General features: G+C 58.7%; 13 protein-coding genes. 4 read left to right on the top strand and 9 right to left on the bottom strand.

Annotation, left to right across the window (positions count from 1 at the left end):
- Positions 1 to 4: 4 nt before the first annotated feature.
- On the top strand, positions 5 to 1615 hold the full coding sequence (locus HMPREF9695_RS06930) for an MDR family MFS transporter (RefSeq protein ID WP_006020112.1): 1611 nt from the start codon (positions 5 to 7) through the stop codon (positions 1613 to 1615).
- Between the two features lie 53 nt (positions 1616 to 1668).
- Positions 1669 to 2154 (top strand): hypothetical protein, encoded by a 486-nt coding sequence (locus HMPREF9695_RS06925; protein ID WP_006020111.1) that lies wholly within the window; start codon positions 1669 to 1671, stop codon positions 2152 to 2154.
- 115 nt (positions 2155 to 2269) lie between these two features.
- Here the strand turns inward: HMPREF9695_RS06925 and HMPREF9695_RS06920 are convergent, their stop codons facing one another.
- The 9 genes from HMPREF9695_RS06920 to urtA all read right to left on the bottom strand — a co-directional run bounded on the left by HMPREF9695_RS06920 (position 2270) and on the right by urtA (position 12058).
- Positions 2270 to 4030 carry an ABC transporter ATP-binding protein/permease gene (locus tag HMPREF9695_RS06920; RefSeq protein WP_006020110.1) on the bottom strand — a complete coding sequence of 587 codons (1761 nt, stop codon included), beginning with the start codon at positions 4028 to 4030 and terminating at the stop codon, positions 2270 to 2272.
- Between the two features lie 6 nt (positions 4031 to 4036).
- Positions 4037 to 4867: an FkbM family methyltransferase gene (locus tag HMPREF9695_RS06915; protein WP_006020109.1), complete on the bottom strand. Its 831-nt coding sequence runs from the start codon at positions 4865 to 4867 to the stop codon at positions 4037 to 4039.
- Between the two features lie 516 nt (positions 4868 to 5383).
- Positions 5384 to 5722, bottom strand: coding sequence for an FmdB family zinc ribbon protein (locus HMPREF9695_RS06910; protein ID WP_006020108.1), 339 nt, complete (start codon positions 5720 to 5722; stop codon positions 5384 to 5386).
- 89 nt (positions 5723 to 5811) lie between these two features.
- Complete coding sequence (gene fmdA, locus HMPREF9695_RS06905; protein ID WP_006020107.1) at positions 5812 to 7041, bottom strand: formamidase; 1230 nt, start codon at positions 7039 to 7041, stop codon at positions 5812 to 5814.
- A gap of 30 nt (positions 7042 to 7071) precedes the next feature.
- Positions 7072 to 7761, bottom strand: a complete 690-nt coding sequence (gene urtE, locus HMPREF9695_RS06900) for an urea ABC transporter ATP-binding subunit UrtE (protein ID WP_006020106.1) — start codon at positions 7759 to 7761, stop codon at positions 7072 to 7074.
- A gap of 22 nt (positions 7762 to 7783) precedes the next feature.
- A complete protein-coding gene (urtD, locus tag HMPREF9695_RS06895) occupies positions 7784 to 8539 on the bottom strand; it encodes an urea ABC transporter ATP-binding protein UrtD (RefSeq protein ID WP_006020105.1) in 756 nt (251 codons plus the stop codon).
- Positions 8540 to 8548: 9 nt separating this feature from the next.
- Positions 8549 to 9745: an urea ABC transporter permease subunit UrtC gene (gene urtC / locus HMPREF9695_RS06890; RefSeq protein WP_006020104.1), complete on the bottom strand. Its 1197-nt coding sequence runs from the start codon at positions 9743 to 9745 to the stop codon at positions 8549 to 8551.
- Between the two features lie 13 nt (positions 9746 to 9758).
- Positions 9759 to 10685, bottom strand: coding sequence for an urea ABC transporter permease subunit UrtB (urtB, locus tag HMPREF9695_RS06885; RefSeq protein ID WP_006020103.1), 927 nt, complete (start codon positions 10683 to 10685; stop codon positions 9759 to 9761).
- Positions 10686 to 10795: 110 nt separating this feature from the next.
- Complete coding sequence (gene urtA, locus HMPREF9695_RS06880) at positions 10796 to 12058, bottom strand: urea ABC transporter substrate-binding protein (RefSeq protein ID WP_006020102.1); 1263 nt, start codon at positions 12056 to 12058, stop codon at positions 10796 to 10798.
- A 159-nt stretch (positions 12059 to 12217) separates the two neighbouring features.
- On the opposite strand from urtA, the gene HMPREF9695_RS06875 reads away from it, so the two are divergent.
- Both HMPREF9695_RS06875 and HMPREF9695_RS06870 read left to right on the top strand, forming a co-directional pair.
- A complete protein-coding gene (locus HMPREF9695_RS06875) occupies positions 12218 to 15604 on the top strand; it encodes a hybrid sensor histidine kinase/response regulator (RefSeq protein ID WP_041711453.1) in 3387 nt (1128 codons plus the stop codon).
- On the top strand, positions 15594 to 16523 hold the full coding sequence (locus HMPREF9695_RS06870) for a response regulator transcription factor (RefSeq protein ID WP_006020100.1): 930 nt from the start codon (positions 15594 to 15596) through the stop codon (positions 16521 to 16523). Before HMPREF9695_RS06875 ends, HMPREF9695_RS06870 begins: the two co-directional genes overlap by 11 nt.

Genomic DNA, 16523 nt, shown 5'->3' with positions numbered 1-16523 from the left:
TGCCATGTCCAGCCTCACCCTCTCCGGTTCTGCACCCCGCCCAACTCCTGCGCCGATAGTTCAAGGAGAGCGCGCCAGCGCCACCGTATGGGTCGCCATTCTGGCCGCCATGATCGGTGCCTTCATGGCGATCCTGAATATTCAGATTACGAATGCCTCGCTGCTGAACATCGAAGGCGGCATCGGCACCGGCGTCGATAACGGATCATGGATCTCGACGTCCTATCTGATCGGCGAGATCGTTGTGATCCCGCTGACTGACTATCTCAGCCGCGTGTTTTCCTTCCGCAACATCATGCTGAGCTTTGCGAGCCTCTTTGCCGTTTTCTCGGTAGCGTGCGCGTTTGCGACCGACCTGCCGACGATGATCGGGTTTCGCGCCTTTCAGGGATTCTTCGGCGGCGTGCTGATTCCCATGGCCTTCACGCTCGTGTTCACCAAGCTGCCGAAAGCACAGCAGCCGATCGGACTTGCGATGTTCTCGTTAGCGGTGACTTTCGCGCCGGCGATCGGCCCGACCATCGGCGGCTATCTCACAGAGAATTACGGCTGGCAGACGATCTTCTTTGTCAACGTTGTGCCGACGGCCGTAATGGTGACGACGCTCTACTTCACGCTCGAACGGCAGCCGCTGAACCTTGCCTTGCTTCGCGAGGGCGATTGGTTCGGCATTGCGACGATGGCGGTTGGCCTTTCTGCTTTGCAATCGGTGCTGGAGGAAGGCAACAAGGACGACTGGTTCGGCTCGCCCTTTATCGTCAAGCTGGCGCTCATCGCTGGTGTGAGCCTGTCTCTGTTCATCGCCAACGAGTTGCTCGTTGAGAAGCCGCTCATTCGTCTGCGCCTGCTGAAAATTCGCAGCTTTGGACTGGGAACCGTCGCAGCCGTCTTTATCGGTTTCGCGCTGTTTGGATCGATCTATCTCTTGCCGGCCTATCTCGGCCAGGTGCAGCACTACAACGCGGAGCAGATCGGGGCAGTGCTGGCCTGGACCGGTCTGCCTCAGTTATTGCTGATTCCGCTGGTGCCCAAGCTGATGGGGCGTTTCGACATTCGTTTCATCGCCTTCCTCGGCACCGCCATCTTCGCGGCAAGTTCTTTCATGAATACAACCATGTCGCTCGACTATTCCGGCGACCAGCTCTTTCTCCCGAACGTCGTTCGCGCCGTCGGTCAGGCGTTGCTGCTGACCCCGCTCAGTGCGATTTCGCTGGGAAGCGTGGCGCCGCAGGACGCGCCGGCCGCTTCGGGTATTTCCAACATGATGCGCAATCTCGGCGGCGCGGTCGGCACTGCGATGCTGTCCACCATCGTGACCAAGCGTGAGCAGTTTCACTCCAATATCATTGGTCAGTCCGTCGATCTCGCCCGCGAAGAAGTGCGGGAGCGGATCGCGACCATGACCGACTACTTCCTGGCACACGGCATGACCGACCCTGCAGGAGCCAGGCACCAAGCCATCATCGCGCTGGGCAAGACCGTCAAGCAGCAGGCGCTGATCATGGGCTTCAGCGACACGTTTGCCGTCGTTGGCATCGTACTGGTGCTCGCAGGCATCGCCCTTCTCCTGACCGGAAAGCCAAAGGGCGGCGCCGCTGCGGGCGGCGCCCACTAAGTCTCGAGAACCGAAGACGACCAAATTCACCCTAACGCAGTATGGAGCATAAAATGTCGACGATCCGCCTTCACCGCACCACCCGTTTGACACCCGAGCAGTACATCGCCGGTCTGACCGATTTTGGACCCGGCCGGTCGAAGCTCTTTGGCAACAGCGCCGACGAATATCTCAAGGTGCATCACCTAGACCGCACGATGGCCGATGTCACTGAGGGCTCCGGAGGCGTCTGGGAACGCCTGCATTATGACTGGTCAGACCCTAACCGCGTGGTTCTTGTAACGACCGACTCGAACGTCTGGGGCGGCACATCGGGCCATACCTACATCTTCAAGCGCTGGTCCGATGGCACAACTGACATAGATGTCGTTGTCGTCCGCGAAGGAAAGAACCTCAAAGGATACCTGCTCGGCTTCGTGCTTGCGACCATTGGAAAGCGCGTCCTGAGCACCGCGTTTGAAAATTCCGTCAGAGCGATCGAAGACAGAAACGCCGCCGCATCGCGCTCAGACACGGCTAACTCCAGCCTCGCAGCCTGAGCGACGGGCACGCAAATGCTCTTAAAGATGCGAAGCACGGCTGCACTTGCCGCCGTGGTTCCCACAGACGGCTGATGCGGCGTGGAGGCCTTGACCTGTCCTTCACCTCGTCTCGTCATGGCGCAGCGACGGATAGCGCCAGTCGATCAGACCTCTGAGCGCCAATTGTTACCCGCCGCGAGTGGTAGGCGCTTAGGTCTGCGCGGTGCCCGATACTAATGATCGTTGCATGACCCATCTCTAACTGAAGAAGCTGCATCATCCGCCTCTGGCTGGGAGCATCCAGCGCCGAGGTAGCCTCATCCAGAACAATGATATCCGGCCGATGCAGCAGAAGCCTTGCAAACGCGAGCCGCTGTTTTTCACCTCCCGATAAGATCTGATCCCACGGCAAATCACTATCGAGCTGAGATTGCAGATGCATCAATCCGACCTTGGCGAGTGCATTGCATAGTTGCGACGTTGACCATCTATTTGGCGCCTCTGGATAAGCCACCGCCCGTCCGAGCGTGCCCGATGGCAGATAGGATTTCTGCGGAAGTAACAACAAACGGCCGGGGCTCACACCGACGTTTCCCCGCCCCCAGGGCCACAGTCCTGCGATCGCTCGAACCAGCGTACTCTTGCCGGTGCCGGATTCCCCTTCGATCAGGACGCGATCTCCATGACCGACTGAGAGACTGAACTCGTTCAACACCGTCTTCCCGTCATCCAGAGCCACCGACACATTCTCCAGACTGACGGCAGTGGAACCTGTTGTCACCTTGTGGCGGATACGATTGTCAGTCTGCGCGCCCTCCGCTTCGAGCCGATCAAGCGACACCATGAGCGATGCCACCCGTGACGCATTAGCCGTCCAGTCGGCAAATCGCGGATAATTGTCCACTAACCAGCCGAACGCACTTTGCACGAACGCGAACGCTGATGCCGCTTGCATCATTTGTCCGAGCGTCATGCTACCCTCCAGATACTTCGGAGAGCACAGCAGCAGAGGAACGATAGGAACGATGAGACTGGAGCCTTGAGACACCACTGTGGCGCGAACGTGTTGACCGGCAAGCAGCGACCAATGATGAATGACTGCGGAGAGTGAACGATCCAGCCCTTCGCGCTCCTCCTTCGCTCCACCCAGGAGTGCAATGCTTTCGCTATTCTCCCGTACTCTCGTCAGGGAATAGCGATACTCCGCCTCAGCCTGATTTTTCCGCTCGACGATCGTCACGAAACGTCGACCGATAACGATCATGACACTGCTGGTTATCACCGCATACAGAACAGCCGCGACAACCAGGAACCCATGAATCGTGATTGAGATACCGAAAATACTGAACGTGACCTGCCCGCCAATCGTCCACAAAACCGCGATGAACGTCATCGCGGAAAGAAATGCGGAGATAATGCCGGCGACAAAATCAATGGGCGCATCGGTTGCAATTCGGAGATCATCCGCCAAACGATACTCGGGATTCTGGTGGCTGCCGCTCGCAAAATTGAGTTGATAGTAACGATTGTCGGCCAGCCACCGGGATGTCACCCTGGCCGTGAGCCACGCCCGCCATCGCCGCTGCAAGCTCATGCGAGTTGCTACCTGAGCCACACCGAACAGCAAGGCACCACAGACCAGTGGAATAAATATCAATGTCTGATGCACGACGGAGGCCTGATCTTTCCCCTCGACGGCATCAAAGAGAGATCGGTTCCAGATATTGATTCCGTAGTTGAATCCGAGTTGAGCAAGAATCAGAATGAGTAAACCCGTACTCATCCATAGCGCGTGGCGATCACCCTGACGGATGTTCCAAAACCCTCGTGCGCTGGACCAGAAGCGAAGAAGAAGCTTCTTGCGGTGAGATGCATTGATTTCTGTGTCAAGCATCGGATCTTACCTCAATGCTTCGATGAGCGATCCCGTATCGGCGCGAGGAGCAAACAGGTAGTCACACTGAATCGCGTTCTCCCACGTCCAGACCTTGTTGGGAATTGCCGGCATGACGACCAATTCCGTAGCTCGGAGACTATCTGCACTCTTGATCACATTCAGGCAGACATAGTCGACTCGGCTGAGCCAGAACATGAGAGCGTCAAGGCGCAGCTGATGATCTGACGCTTCAGCCCTGAAGTCCCTGTGAAGCACCTCGCATAGTATCCATGGCCGATCTTTTACAATGCTTGCTTCCATGCCGCGTAACACCGGAAGCTCCGCCCCCTCGACATCGATCTTGAGCAATCCAATCTTGCCTATTTGCAGCGCAGCGCGGATGTCATCAAACCGATAACACGCTGCAAACTGCTCTTTCCAGTTTCGGCCCGGGCGCAGAGACACGTCCAGGCTTGCGGAAGGATCCAGATTTTCTTCTGGATCAAGAAGGAGCTGCTGCAATCCACTCCTGTCCGAAAGGCCCGCTGGCACAATCCGGCAATCCGGCCTCCGCGCGGAGGCAATGATATCGCTGACGAGGCTGGCGCAATAATAATTCGGTTCGAAACCGAGATAGCCGTGCGTATGAGGTACGGAGAGATAATCCAGCAGGGTCTGGCCACGATTGGCGCCGACATCGATCAATGTCTCACGGCGCAATGTCAGCAACTGTGAAATAAGTTGAGTTTTCCAATCCGGGCGCCAATCAGAGGCACCCCTCGCGACAGAAAGTTCAGGAGGGAGTTCGTCCTCGGCAGAATCAAGCACGACATGCTTCGCACCGATCGCATTCATCAAACCCTCCGTGTGCCACACTTGGCCAAATTATTTTGCCGGAAGACCAGATCTTGCTCCGATTGTTGCAGTTGCTACTCCACCTGAACATCGCACTGGCAGTTCGGGGAGAGCAAAAATGCTTTCACCTCATTCGGTCGGCAAAAGACTTATGGGATCCGGCTTTATCAGTTTGTGCCAGTTCCAATTGTCTAAGGTTTTGCGACAATTGCCGAGCATTTATCATTCATTGCTCCAGACGTGCTGGTCTAAGCGGTCGTTAGCCTACGCGAAATCCACGGTTTTTGCGAGTTGCTGAGGCAAAGACCGGATCATATTTTCGACAGCGCCCGCGGAGCCGCTCGCAATCCGGCGTGCGAGTCACGCTCGCCCTTTTAGTCGGCTATGCGGCGTTTCCGACAGCATCTGTCTGGCTTTTCGGGGAAGCGAGACTGCTGTCCAGATTGGAATCGTCGTAAAAATTGAAAGAAGCTTGCTCGGCCTGAAGCTACTCACCAGAGACCATTCAAATTACAATCAATGGCTGATCATCCACGGCCTTGCCGTAGGAAAACCTTTCGCACCGGAACGAGACTTTGTTACCAGCCGCGACGGCTTGGTCGAACAGCAGCCGCAACCCGGCTTGTGTGAAGCCTTGTATTCGCCGAGCGTCTTCGGCGCGTTGGCACTGCGTTCGTTGATCGCATGCGACTTGCGGGTCGACGCCGGCATACACGAGAAATGTGGAGCGGTCAGGATCGCCCGCGGCGCAGCGACTGAGCAATGCGGGCAGTCTTGCGGCATGTCGTATTCCGACATCGGCCGCATCTCGGTGAATGGTCCGCAGTCGTTGCAAAGATACTCGTAAACCGGCACAGCCCGTCTCCCTCGGTTTGTCCTGTTGTCGCTCGATTCCACCGACATGGAGGCGGCAAGGTACGCACCGCCTCCACGTCGCGCGGGAGCTACTTGTCTTGTGACAGCGGCATATCGATGCCGCCCTTGATGTGTTTGATCGGGCCCGCCGACGACGGCATGACATCGAAGTCGAAGATTTCCGTCGGCAGCCATAGCGTGGCGCAGGCGTTAGGCACGTCCACGACACCCGAGATATGTCCCTGCACCGGCGCTGTTCCGAGAATGGAATAGGCCTGCGCGCCGGAATATCCGAACTTTTTCAGGTACTCGATGGCATTCAGACACGCCTGACGATAGGCAACCGTGACATCGAGATAGTGCTGCTTGCCAGCCTCATCGACCGAGATGCCTTCGAAGATCAGAAAGTCCTTGTAATTCGGCGTCATCGGCGACGGCTTGAATACGGGATTTTTAATGCCGTACTTCGCCATGCCGTCCTTGATGACATCGACCTTGATGTGCAGCCAGCCGGCCATTTCGATAGCGCCGCAGAAGGTGATTTCGCCGTCGCCCTGGCTGAAATGCAGGTCGCCCATCGAGAGACCCGCGCCCGGAACATAGACCGGGAAATAGATCTTCGAACCGCGCGACAGATCCTTGATGTCGCAGTTGCCGCCATGTTCGCGGGGCGGAACTGTGCGCGCACCTTCGGCGGCGGCTTTCGCCTTGGCGTCGCCCTTGAGGCGTCCCATATGCGCGGTCGGGCCGAACGGCGGATTGGCAAGGCCCGGTACGCGGGTCGGATTGGTCGCGATCAAGGCAGTCTCGCGCTCATTCCACATCGACAACATCTTCGGATCGGGCAGACAACCTATCAGGCCGGGGTGAATGAGCCCCGCGAAGTTGACACCGGGAATGTGCCGCGACGACGTATACATGCCCTTGAAGTCCCAGATCGACTTCTGTGCCAGCGGGAAATGATCGGTCAGGAATCCGCCGCCATTCTGCTTGGAGAAAAAGCCGTTGAAGCCCCACAGGCTTTCCTTCATCGGGCCGACATCGAGCAGATCGACGACCAGCAGATCGCCCGGCTCCGCGCCCTTGACGCCGATCGGCCCCGACAGAAAGTGCACGATCGACAGGTCGATATCGCGCACGTCATCGGCCGAGTCGTTGTTCTTGATGAAGCCGCCGGTCCAGTCATAGGTCTCGATAATGAAATCATCGCCCGGACTGACCCACTCCACCATCGGGATATCCGGATGCCAGCGATTGTGAACCTTGTCGTTGTCGTAGGCCGACTGGTTGAGATCGACCTTGATCAGTGTATCTGGCATTAGATGCTCCCCTGGTTACAAACGGCTTCGTTAAACTGAAAGATATTTAGCGACCTGCGCGGCATCGATGCCGTCGCGCTTCTCGTCGCGGACGATCTCGCCGTTCTCGATCACGAGAACGCGGTCGGCGACATCGAGCGCGAAGCTGAGAACCTGCTCGGACACGATGATCGATAACCCCCGCTCGTCGCGGATGCGCTTCAGCGTCCGCGCCATTTCGCGAATGATCGACGGCTGGATGCCTTCGGTCGGTTCATCCAGCAGAAGAACCTTCGGCTTGGTCGCAAGCGCACGTGCAATGGCCAGTTGCTGCTGCTGGCCACCCGAGAGATTTCCCCCGCGCCGGCCCTTCATCTCGAGCAACACCGGAAACAGCTCATAGATATCGCCTGGCACTTCCTTGCCACCCGACGTGACCAGCCCGGTTTCGATGTTTTCCTTCACCGTCATGGTCGAGAAGATCATGCGGCCCTGCGGCACATAAGCGAGGCCCTTGGCGACGCGCTCATAGCTCTTGAGCGTGCTGAGTTCGCTTCCTTCCATGGTGACCGAACCGCTCTTGGTCGGAACGATTCCCATCAGCGACTTCATCAGCGTGGTCTTGCCCATGCCGTTACGGCCCATGATCGCAACGATCTCGTTGGGCGCGACGGAGACATTGAGACCGTGAAGGACTTCGCTTTGTCCGTATGCGACGTGAAGATCGGAAATCGCCAGCATGGTGTCTTCCTTGATTGCGGACCTAGTGGCCTAGATAGACTTCAATGACCTTCGGATCGTTCTGGACCGCCTCCATCGAACCTTCCGACAGAATTTTTCCTTGATGCAGCACGGTCACCTTGTGCGCGATGTCCTCGACGAATTTCATGTCATGCTCGATCACCAGCACCGAACGATCCTTGATGATGCGGTTGAGCAACTCGGCGGTCTTAATCCGCTCGCTGACGCTCATCCCGGCCACCGGCTCGTCGAGCATCAACAGGTCCGGGTCCTGGATCAGCAGCATGCCGATCTCGAGCCACTGCTTCTGGCCGTGGCTCAGTAATTCGGCGCTCATGCCCAAGCGGTCCTTCAGGAAGATCATCTCGGCGACCTCCTCCACCCGGTCGCGCACCGTCGCGTCGCGCTGGAATGTCAGAGCACCGAACACCGTGCGCCCGCGCGGATAGGAGATTTCGAGATTTTCGAACACAGTGAGATCGTCGTAGATCGACGGCGTCTGGAATTTGCGGCCGACGCCGGCCTGCACGATCTGGTTCTCCTTCATCTTGGTCAGCTCCTGATTACGGAACTGGATCGAGCCGGATGTCGCCTTGGTCTTTCCGCAGATCAGATCGAGCACTGTGGTCTTGCCGGCGCCATTTGGACCGATAATGACGCGGATCTCGTTCTCATCGACATAGAACGACAGGTCGTTGACCGCCTTGAAGCCGTCGAACGAGACCGTGAGTGCCTCGACCGCGAGCAGGAATTCCTTGGGTTGATGACCGACCAGCATGATGTGCTCCTATTCCGCCGGTGCGCCGTCGGCGACCGAGCCGCCGGTCCAGCCGTTCTTGCCGTCCGCCTTCGGCTTGCGCGATGAGATCAGACGGTCGATGCGGCTCTGGATGTGATCGCGCCAGATACCGGCGAGACCGTTCGGGAAAGCCAGCACCACTGCAATGAACAGACCGCCGAGGCCGAACAGCCACAGTTCCGGGAAGGATTCCGACAGGCTGGTTTTGGCGAAATTGACGAGAAGTGTTCCGTAGACCGCGCCGAGGATGGAGAGACGCCCGCCGACGGCGGCATAGATTACCATCTCGATTGATGGCACGATGCCGACGAAGGACGGCGACATGAAACCGATTTCGAGGGCGAACAGCGCGCCGCCGATAGAGGCGAACACTGCCGCCGCGCAGAAAGCGAAAATCTTGAAGTTGGCGACACTGTAGCCGGAGAACCGGACGCGATCCTCCTTCTCGCGCATCGCAACCAGAATACGCCCAAGTTTTGAATGACGAATAAACTGCGCGATGCCGATGCATCCGAACAGCAATGCCACTTCCACGAAGTAGAGGATGAACTTGGCATTGTCGGTGCGGATATCCCAGCCCTTCAGCGTGCGCAGATCGGTAATGCCGTTCACGCCGCCGGTGTAGCCCTGCTGACCGATAATCAGAATCGTCAGGATCGCCGCGATCGCCTGGGTGATGATGGCGAAGTAGGTGCCGCCGACGCGGCGCTTGAACATCGCGGCGCCGATGATGAAGGCAAAAATCGCGGGCACTGCGATGATCGCGATGATCGTGAACGACAAACTGTGAAACGGTTTCCAGAAGAAGGGCAACTGCGTGAGCTGATTCCAGTCCATGAAGTCCGGAATTCCGGGCGTCGACTGGATCTTGGTGTTCGCAACGCTGGATGCTTCCAGCTTGAGGAACATCGCCATGCAGTAACCGCCGAGGCCGAAGAACACGCCCTGCCCCAGGCTGAGAATGCCACCGTATCCCCAGCAAATGACAAGGCCGATCGCGACGAACGCGTAAGTGAGATACTTGGCGACCAGATTTAGCCGGAAAATATCCAGCGTCAGCGGCAGGATGACGACCAGCAGTACCGCCAGCGCAATGATGCCGATGAGTTCGGAGCGGTTCGTGAAGCGCGGATTGTCGTGCACGGTCTTGGCGACAACAGTTGGTTCGGAGCTTTTCTTGGACATCTTCCTGGCCTTTTCACTTCCGGACCTTGAGGGCGAACAGCCCCTGCGGCCGCAGCATGAGGATGCCGACAATCGCGAGCAGCGTGAGAACCTTGGCCATCGATCCCGACATGAAGAACTCCATGGTCGACTGGGCTTGGGAGATGGTGAAAGCCGAGGCAATGGTGCCGAGCAGGCTCGCCGCGCCGCCAAACACGACCACCAGGAAGGTATCGACGATGTAGAGCTGGCCGGAGGTCGGGCCCGTGGAACCGATCATCGTGAAGGCTGAACCTGCAACACCTGCGATGCCGCATCCGAGGCCGAAGGTATAGCGGTCGACCTTCTCGGTGTTGATGCCGACAGCGCCGGCCATCACGCGGTTCTGCACCACGGCGCGGACCTGTCGCCCCCAGCGCGACCTGTACATGATGTAGGCGACGGCAACGGTGATCAGCACCGTCAGGCACATCACGAAGATGCCGTTGATGGGCACTTCAATGGTGTCGGTGAGTTTCAGCGAGCCCAGCATCCACTGCGGCAGTTCGACGCCGACTTCACGTGCGCCGAAGATCGAGCGATAGGCCTGCTGCAGGATCAGGCTCAGGCCCCAGGTCGCGAGCAGCGTATCCAGCGGGCGCTTGTAGAGATGGCGTATCAGCGCCCACTCCACCAGCATTCCGAGCGCGCCGGATGCGATGAACGCAAGGATCATAGCGATGAAGAAGTAGCCGCTGAACAGCGAGGGCAAATAGGCCTGAAAGAAATTCGACGTCATCCACGTGACGTAGGCGCCAAGGATCATGAATTCGCCGTGCGCCATGTTGATGACGCCCATCTGGCCGAAAATGATCGCGAGGCCAAGCGCCATCAGAACGTAAACGGAGAAAAGAATGAGACCTGCGAAGCCTTGCATCGCAAAGATTGCGCCAAGATCACCAATCGAATAGTCGCCGAACATTTCAATTCTCCGCGAAGAGGAAGTCTCGCGCCGCAGACGAATCCGCGGCGCGAGGGCGGCGGGCGTGGACTGACGATCCACGCCAGGGAGCTCAGCTATCGAAGAGAGACTTACTGGTAGCCCTTGGGGAACGGATCGGGCTCGATCAGATCGGGCGTCTCGTAGACTACCTTGAACTGGCCATCGAGACCGGCGAGACCGACGCGCGTCTTGGACCACAGGTGATGGTTCTTGTGGATCTTGACGTAGCCTTCCGGCGCCTTGGTGAACTCGATGCCGGTTGACGCTTCGGCGATCTTGTCGATGTCGAAGCTGCCAGCTTTCTCGACCGTCATTTTCCAGAGCCACGGGCCGAGATAGGCAGCCTGTGTGACGTCTCCAATCACGGTCTTTTCGCCCCACATCTTCTTGAAGGCCGCTACGAATTCCTTGTTATTCGGGTTGTCGAGCGACTGGAAGTATTTCATGCAGGCGAATGCGCCGGCGATGTTCTCGCCGCCGATACCGTCGATTTCGTCCTCGGTGACCGAGATGGTCAGCAGCGTCTGCTTCGACAGGTCGATGCCGGCCGCCTTGAGCTGCTTGTAGAAGGCGACATTCGAGCCGCCGACGATGATGGCGTAGATCACATCCGGCTTGGTCAGCTTGATCTTGTTGATGACCGAGTTGAACTGGGTGTGACCGAGCGGGAAGTATTCTTCGCCGACAACCTTCGAGCCGGCGAGATGGCCTTCGATGTGCTTGCGCGCGATCTTGTTCGAGGTGCGCGGCCAGATGTAGTCCGAGCCGAGCAGATAGAATGTCTTGGCGCCCTTGGTCTTGTTGACCCAGTCGAGACCGGCGATGATCTGCTGGGTGGCTTCCTGGCCGGTGTAGATGACGTTCTTCGACTGCTCGAGGCCTTCATAGAAGGTCGGATAGTAGAGCATGCCGTTGTACTGCTCGAACACCGGCAGCACCGCCTTGCGCGACGCCGAGGTCCAACAGCCCATCACAGATGCGCACTTGTCGTTGACCAGTAGCTTCTTTGCCTTTTCGGCGAAGGTCGGCCAATCGGACGCGCCGTCTTCCTGGATGAACTTGATCTTGCGGCCGAGTACGCCGCCCGACGCGTTGATCTGCTCGATGGCCAGCTTTTCAGCCTGCACCGATCCCGTTTCCGAGATCGCCATGGTGCCGGTCACGGAGTGCAGGATTCCGACCGTGACTTCGGTGTCGGTAACCGCAAGGCCTGTGGTGTTGACCGCGGATGTTGCCGGCCCGGCACCGAACGATGGCTTTGAGACCAGTGACATGGCGGGCAGCGCCGCCATCCCCATCAGCATTTTTCGCCGGAACGCGGACTGTAAGCCCTGATTTTTGTCGTCTGACATGACCACCCCTTTTTGCTGGAAAACCGTCTTGATGGGGAAAAGATGGCCCGGATTGTGCAGCGCACAGATACGCGAAATCGCGCATACGGCACCGCAAAAGCGCGACGTAGATTTTCGGAACAGGATCAGGACGCAAAGCGCGTGACGATGGAGATCAAAGTGGCCGGGCGGCAGCGGATAGACCGCGTCAGGCGCCAATATAATCAATGGGTTGCGAACCAGACCCTTGAGGACTACGCGCTTCGCTTCACGGCCAAGAGTGCGCGCCGCTGGTCGGCGGCGCGCGTGGCGAATACGGCGCTGGGCGCAATCTCGTTTCTCGCGCTGGAAGCCATCGGCGGCACGATCACGCTGAACTACGGGGTTACCAACGCCACCGCCGCGATCTTGGTGGTCAGTGCCATCATTTTCTGCTGCGGGCTGCCGATTGCCTATTATGCCGCCAGATACGGCGTCGACATCGATCTGCTCACCCGCGGCGCCGGGTTCGGCTACATCGGCTCGACGATCACGTCGCTGATCTACGCGTCCTTCACTTTCATCTTCTTCGCCATCGAGGCCGTCATTCTCGCGATGGCGCTGGAACTATGCTTCGGCATCCCCCGCCCGATCGGCTATCTCATCAGCGCGGTGGTCATCATCCCGCTGGTCACTCACGGCATCACACTGATCAGCCGCTTCCAGTTGTGGACCCAGCCGTTCTGGGTTCTGCTCCACATTCTGCCCTTCGCGGCCATCGCCATCAAAAGCCCCGGCTCGTTTACCGAGTGGACCGCGTTTCCGGGCGAGCATGGCAATCCATCAGGCCATCTCGACCTGCTGTTGTTCGGAACCGCAGCTTCCGTGGTGTTCGCGCTGGTTGCGCAGATCGGCGAACAGGTCGACTTCCTGCGGTTTCTGCCGCGCGACCGCCGGACCTCGAAGCGCGCATGGTGGATTGCGATGATCAGCGCCGGTCCCGGCTGGATCGTGCCCGGCGCGATCAAGATGCTGGCCGGATCGTTTCTCGCATTCTTTGCGATCAAGCACGGCGTAACCGCCGAATACGCCGCCGAGCCCGCGCACATGTATCTCGAAGCGTTCCGCTACGTGCTCGCGCAGCCTGATCTCGCACTGGCCCTAACCGGCACGTTCGTCATCCTGTCGCAGCTCAAGATCAACGTCACCAACGCCTATGCAGGCTCGATCGCATGGTCGAATTTCTTCTCGCGCCTGACGCACAGCCATCCAGGCCGCGTGGTGTGGCTGGTGTTCAATGTGCTGGTCGCGCTGCTGCTGATGGAGATCGGCGTCTACAAGGCGCTGGAGCAAACGCTGGCGCTCTACTCGAACGTCGCCATCGCATGGGTCGGCGCGCTGGTCGCCGATCTCATTGTCAACAAGCCGCTCGGCCTGCGCCCGCAACACATGGAGTTCAAGCGCGCGCATCTCTACGACATCAATCCGGTCGGCGTCGGCGCGATGACGATCGCGACGATCGTTTCGATCAGCGCATTCTACGGCTTCTTTGGAACCACAGCGAAGGCGCTTGCGCCATTCGTGGCGTTGACCGTGGCATTCCTGACCGCGCCGGTGATCGCGTGGGCGACGGGTGGAAAGTATTATATCGCGCGAAAACCCAAGCGGAGCTGGCAGAACCTCGAAACGATCAAGTGCTGTATCTGTGAACATGCGTTCGAGCCGGAAGACATGGCTTCCTGTCCAGCCTATGCCGGTCCGATCTGCTCGCTGTGCTGCTCGCTCGATGCCCGCTGCCATGATCTGTGCAAGCCGCATGCGCGGGTACAGGCCCAGTTTTCCGAAACCCTTGGCAAGATGCTTCCGGAGTTCATATACGCGCGGATCAACTCGCAGCTCGGGCATTATCTCGGCGTGTTTGCGCTGTCTGCGGGACTGGTCGGGCTGACGCTTGCCCTGATTTACCTTCAGACCTCCACCGCGATCCGGTTCGATCAGATTCAACTCTCCGACGTGCTATGGAAAGTTTTCTTCGCGCTCTCGATCATCATCGGCGTGGTGGCATGGCTGTTCGTGCTGGCGCGGCAGAGCCGCCAGGCTGCTGAGGCCGAAACCAGACGGCAGACCACGCTGCTGATGCAGGAGATCGACGCCCACCGGCAGACCGACATGGAGCTTCAGCGCGCCAAGGAAGTCGCCGAATCCGCCAACCTCGCCAAGAGTCGCTACGTGGTCGGATTGAGCCACGAACTGCGCTCACCTCTCAACGCCATCAGCGGATACGCACAACTGCTCGAACAGGACGCGACCATCCAGCCGAAGCCGCGCGACCAGATCCGCGTCGTTCGCCGCAGCGCCGATCATCTTTCGGGTCTGATCGATGGTCTGCTCGACATTTCCAAGATCGAGGCCGGACGGCTTCATCTGTCGCGTGACGAAGTTCGGCTGCACGCGTTTCTCGACCAGCTTGTCGGCATGTTCCGACTTCAGGCCGCGGCAAAAAACGTGGACTTCGTGTTTCAGCGGCCTGAAACCCTGCCCCCTGTTGTCTATGCCGACGAGAAACGTCTGCGGCAAATTCTCATCAACCTCCTGTCGAACGCGATCAAGTTCACCCAGAGCGGCAGCGTGCATTTCATCGTGCATTACCGCAGCCCGGTCGCGGAATTCGAGGTGCGCGACACCGGCCCCGGCATTCACGCCGACGATCTGGAGCGCATCTTTGCGCCGTTCGAGCGCGGCGCCCTCGGCATCTCCCAGCCGCAAACCGGAACGGGCCTCGGCCTGACCATCAGCAAGCTGCTTGCTGGCGTGATGGGCGGTGACATCCGCGTCACCAGCACCGTCGGAAAGGGCAGCACATTTCAGGTCAAGATGCTGCTGTCGGAGGTCACCAACCCCACACGCATCAAGGCGATCAATGCGCCGATCTACGGCTACCACGGCCCGCGCAAGACCATCCTCATCACCGACGACGATCCAACTCACCGCGATCTGCTGCGTGAAGTCCTGGCCCCCCTCGGTTTCATCATCTTGAGCGCGCCAGACGGCGCGACCTGTCTCAATCTCGCGCAGCACTGCCAGCCGGACATGTTCCTGCTCGACATCTCGATGGGCGAGACCGACGGCTGGTCGGTCGCCGAAAGCCTCCGCACGGCCGGCCATCACAATGCCCGCATCCTGATGATCTCGGCGAGCGCGCTTGAAGCTCACGGCACGCCGCTGGCGCAGCCGTTCCATGACGGCTACCTGATGAAGCCGATCGATGTCCCGCGCCTGCTGGAACTGATCGGCCAGTTGCTCAAGATCGAGTGGTCGTATGAACCCGGCCCGGTTCAGCCGAGCGAGGCCGAAGTCGCCACATGGAATGCTAACGACGATCCGGGGCCGCCCGTTCAATATGTCAATGAGTTGATCGATCTCGGACAAATCGGCTACGTCACAGCCATCCACCTCAAGCTCGACCAGATCAACAACGATCATCCGGAGCATGCGGCTTTCGTGTCGCAGATGCGTTCGCTGGTGGAACGGTTCGATCTCGGGCAATACATGGCAACCCTTCAGAATGTGCAGCGCCATGAGCATTGAAGCCAAATCACGCGACACCGTGCTGATCGTCGACGACTCGCCGGAGACACTGCGCATGCTGACCGATGCGCTGGATGGCGCCGGCATGACAGTGATGGTTGCGCTCGACGGTGCGTCCGCCCTGCGCATCGGCGAGCAGATCACTCCCGATGTGATTTTACTCGATGCGGTGATGCCTGGCATCGATGGATTTGAGACGTGCCGACGCCTCAAACGTGAGGCAGGGCTTGCCAATGTTCCGGTCATCTTCATGACCGGTCTCGCCGAAACGGAGCATATCGTGCGCGGTCTTGAGGCCGGCGGCGTCGATTACGTTACAAAGCCGATCGTGATCGCCGAGATGCTGGCGCGGATAAAGGTTCACACCGCCAATGCCCGCATGACTCACAGCGCGCGCGCGGCCCTCGACGTATCCGGGCGCTTTCTCTTCGTCTCCGATCATCTTGGTCAGATGATCTGGGCGACACCGCAGGCCCAAAAATTGCTGTGTCCAGATCCGCTCGATGCCACCGGCAGGAAATTCGAGCTTCCTGCATCATGGCTTGCCTGGCTCGATCAGATTTCCAAAGGAAACGGCGATGCCAGGGCGCCGTCAGATCAATCGCTGGACCGCAACAGTAAATTTCGGATTCATTACGTGGGGCGGCTCAGTCCGGATGAGTTTCTGTTCAGACTGGCCAATGATGCAGCTTCCAGTTCTCCTGATGAATTCAGCAAACAACTCGGACTGACCCTGCGTGAAGGAGAGGTCTTGTCGTGGCTCAGCAAGGGCAAGACCAATCGCGACATTGCCCAGATCCTCGGCCTGAGCCCGCGTACTATCGACAAGCACCTTGAACAGATTTACGCGAAACTTGGAGTTGAGAACCGGACCGCCGCTGCCGCGGTTGCTAACGCTAACCGGAGGTCTTCCGCTTAA

The organism is Afipia broomeae ATCC 49717 (assembly GCF_000314675.2).
In the GTDB taxonomy this organism is placed as follows: domain Bacteria; phylum Pseudomonadota; class Alphaproteobacteria; order Rhizobiales; family Xanthobacteraceae; genus Afipia; species Afipia broomeae.
Note: the sequence above shows the minus strand (reverse complement) of the source record. Positions and strands in the feature narration are given on the sequence as shown.

Excerpts from the sequence above, each read along its gene's own strand:
- urtA (WP_006020102.1), bottom strand. The coding sequence starts at position 12,058 with ATGTCAGACGACAAAAATCAGGGCTTACAGTCCGCGTTCCGGCGAAAA.
- urtD (WP_006020105.1), bottom strand. The coding sequence starts at position 8,539 with ATGCTGGTCGGTCATCAACCCAAGGAATTCCTGCTCGCGGTCGAGGCA.
- urtC (WP_006020104.1), bottom strand. The coding sequence starts at position 9,745 with ATGTCCAAGAAAAGCTCCGAACCAACTGTTGTCGCCAAGACCGTGCAC.
- HMPREF9695_RS06930 (WP_006020112.1), top strand. The coding sequence starts at position 5 with ATGTCCAGCCTCACCCTCTCCGGTTCTGCACCCCGCCCAACTCCTGCG.
- fmdA (WP_006020107.1), bottom strand. The coding sequence starts at position 7,041 with ATGCCAGATACACTGATCAAGGTCGATCTCAACCAGTCGGCCTACGAC.
- HMPREF9695_RS06925 (WP_006020111.1), top strand. The coding sequence starts at position 1,669 with ATGTCGACGATCCGCCTTCACCGCACCACCCGTTTGACACCCGAGCAG.
- HMPREF9695_RS06920 (WP_006020110.1), bottom strand. The coding sequence starts at position 4,030 with ATGCTTGACACAGAAATCAATGCATCTCACCGCAAGAAGCTTCTTCTT.
- urtB (WP_006020103.1), bottom strand. The coding sequence starts at position 10,685 with ATGTTCGGCGACTATTCGATTGGTGATCTTGGCGCAATCTTTGCGATG.
- HMPREF9695_RS06870 (WP_006020100.1), top strand. The coding sequence starts at position 15,594 with ATGAGCATTGAAGCCAAATCACGCGACACCGTGCTGATCGTCGACGAC.
- urtE (WP_006020106.1), bottom strand. The coding sequence starts at position 7,761 with ATGCTGGCGATTTCCGATCTTCACGTCGCATACGGACAAAGCGAAGTC.
- HMPREF9695_RS06915 (WP_006020109.1), bottom strand. The coding sequence starts at position 4,867 with ATGAATGCGATCGGTGCGAAGCATGTCGTGCTTGATTCTGCCGAGGAC.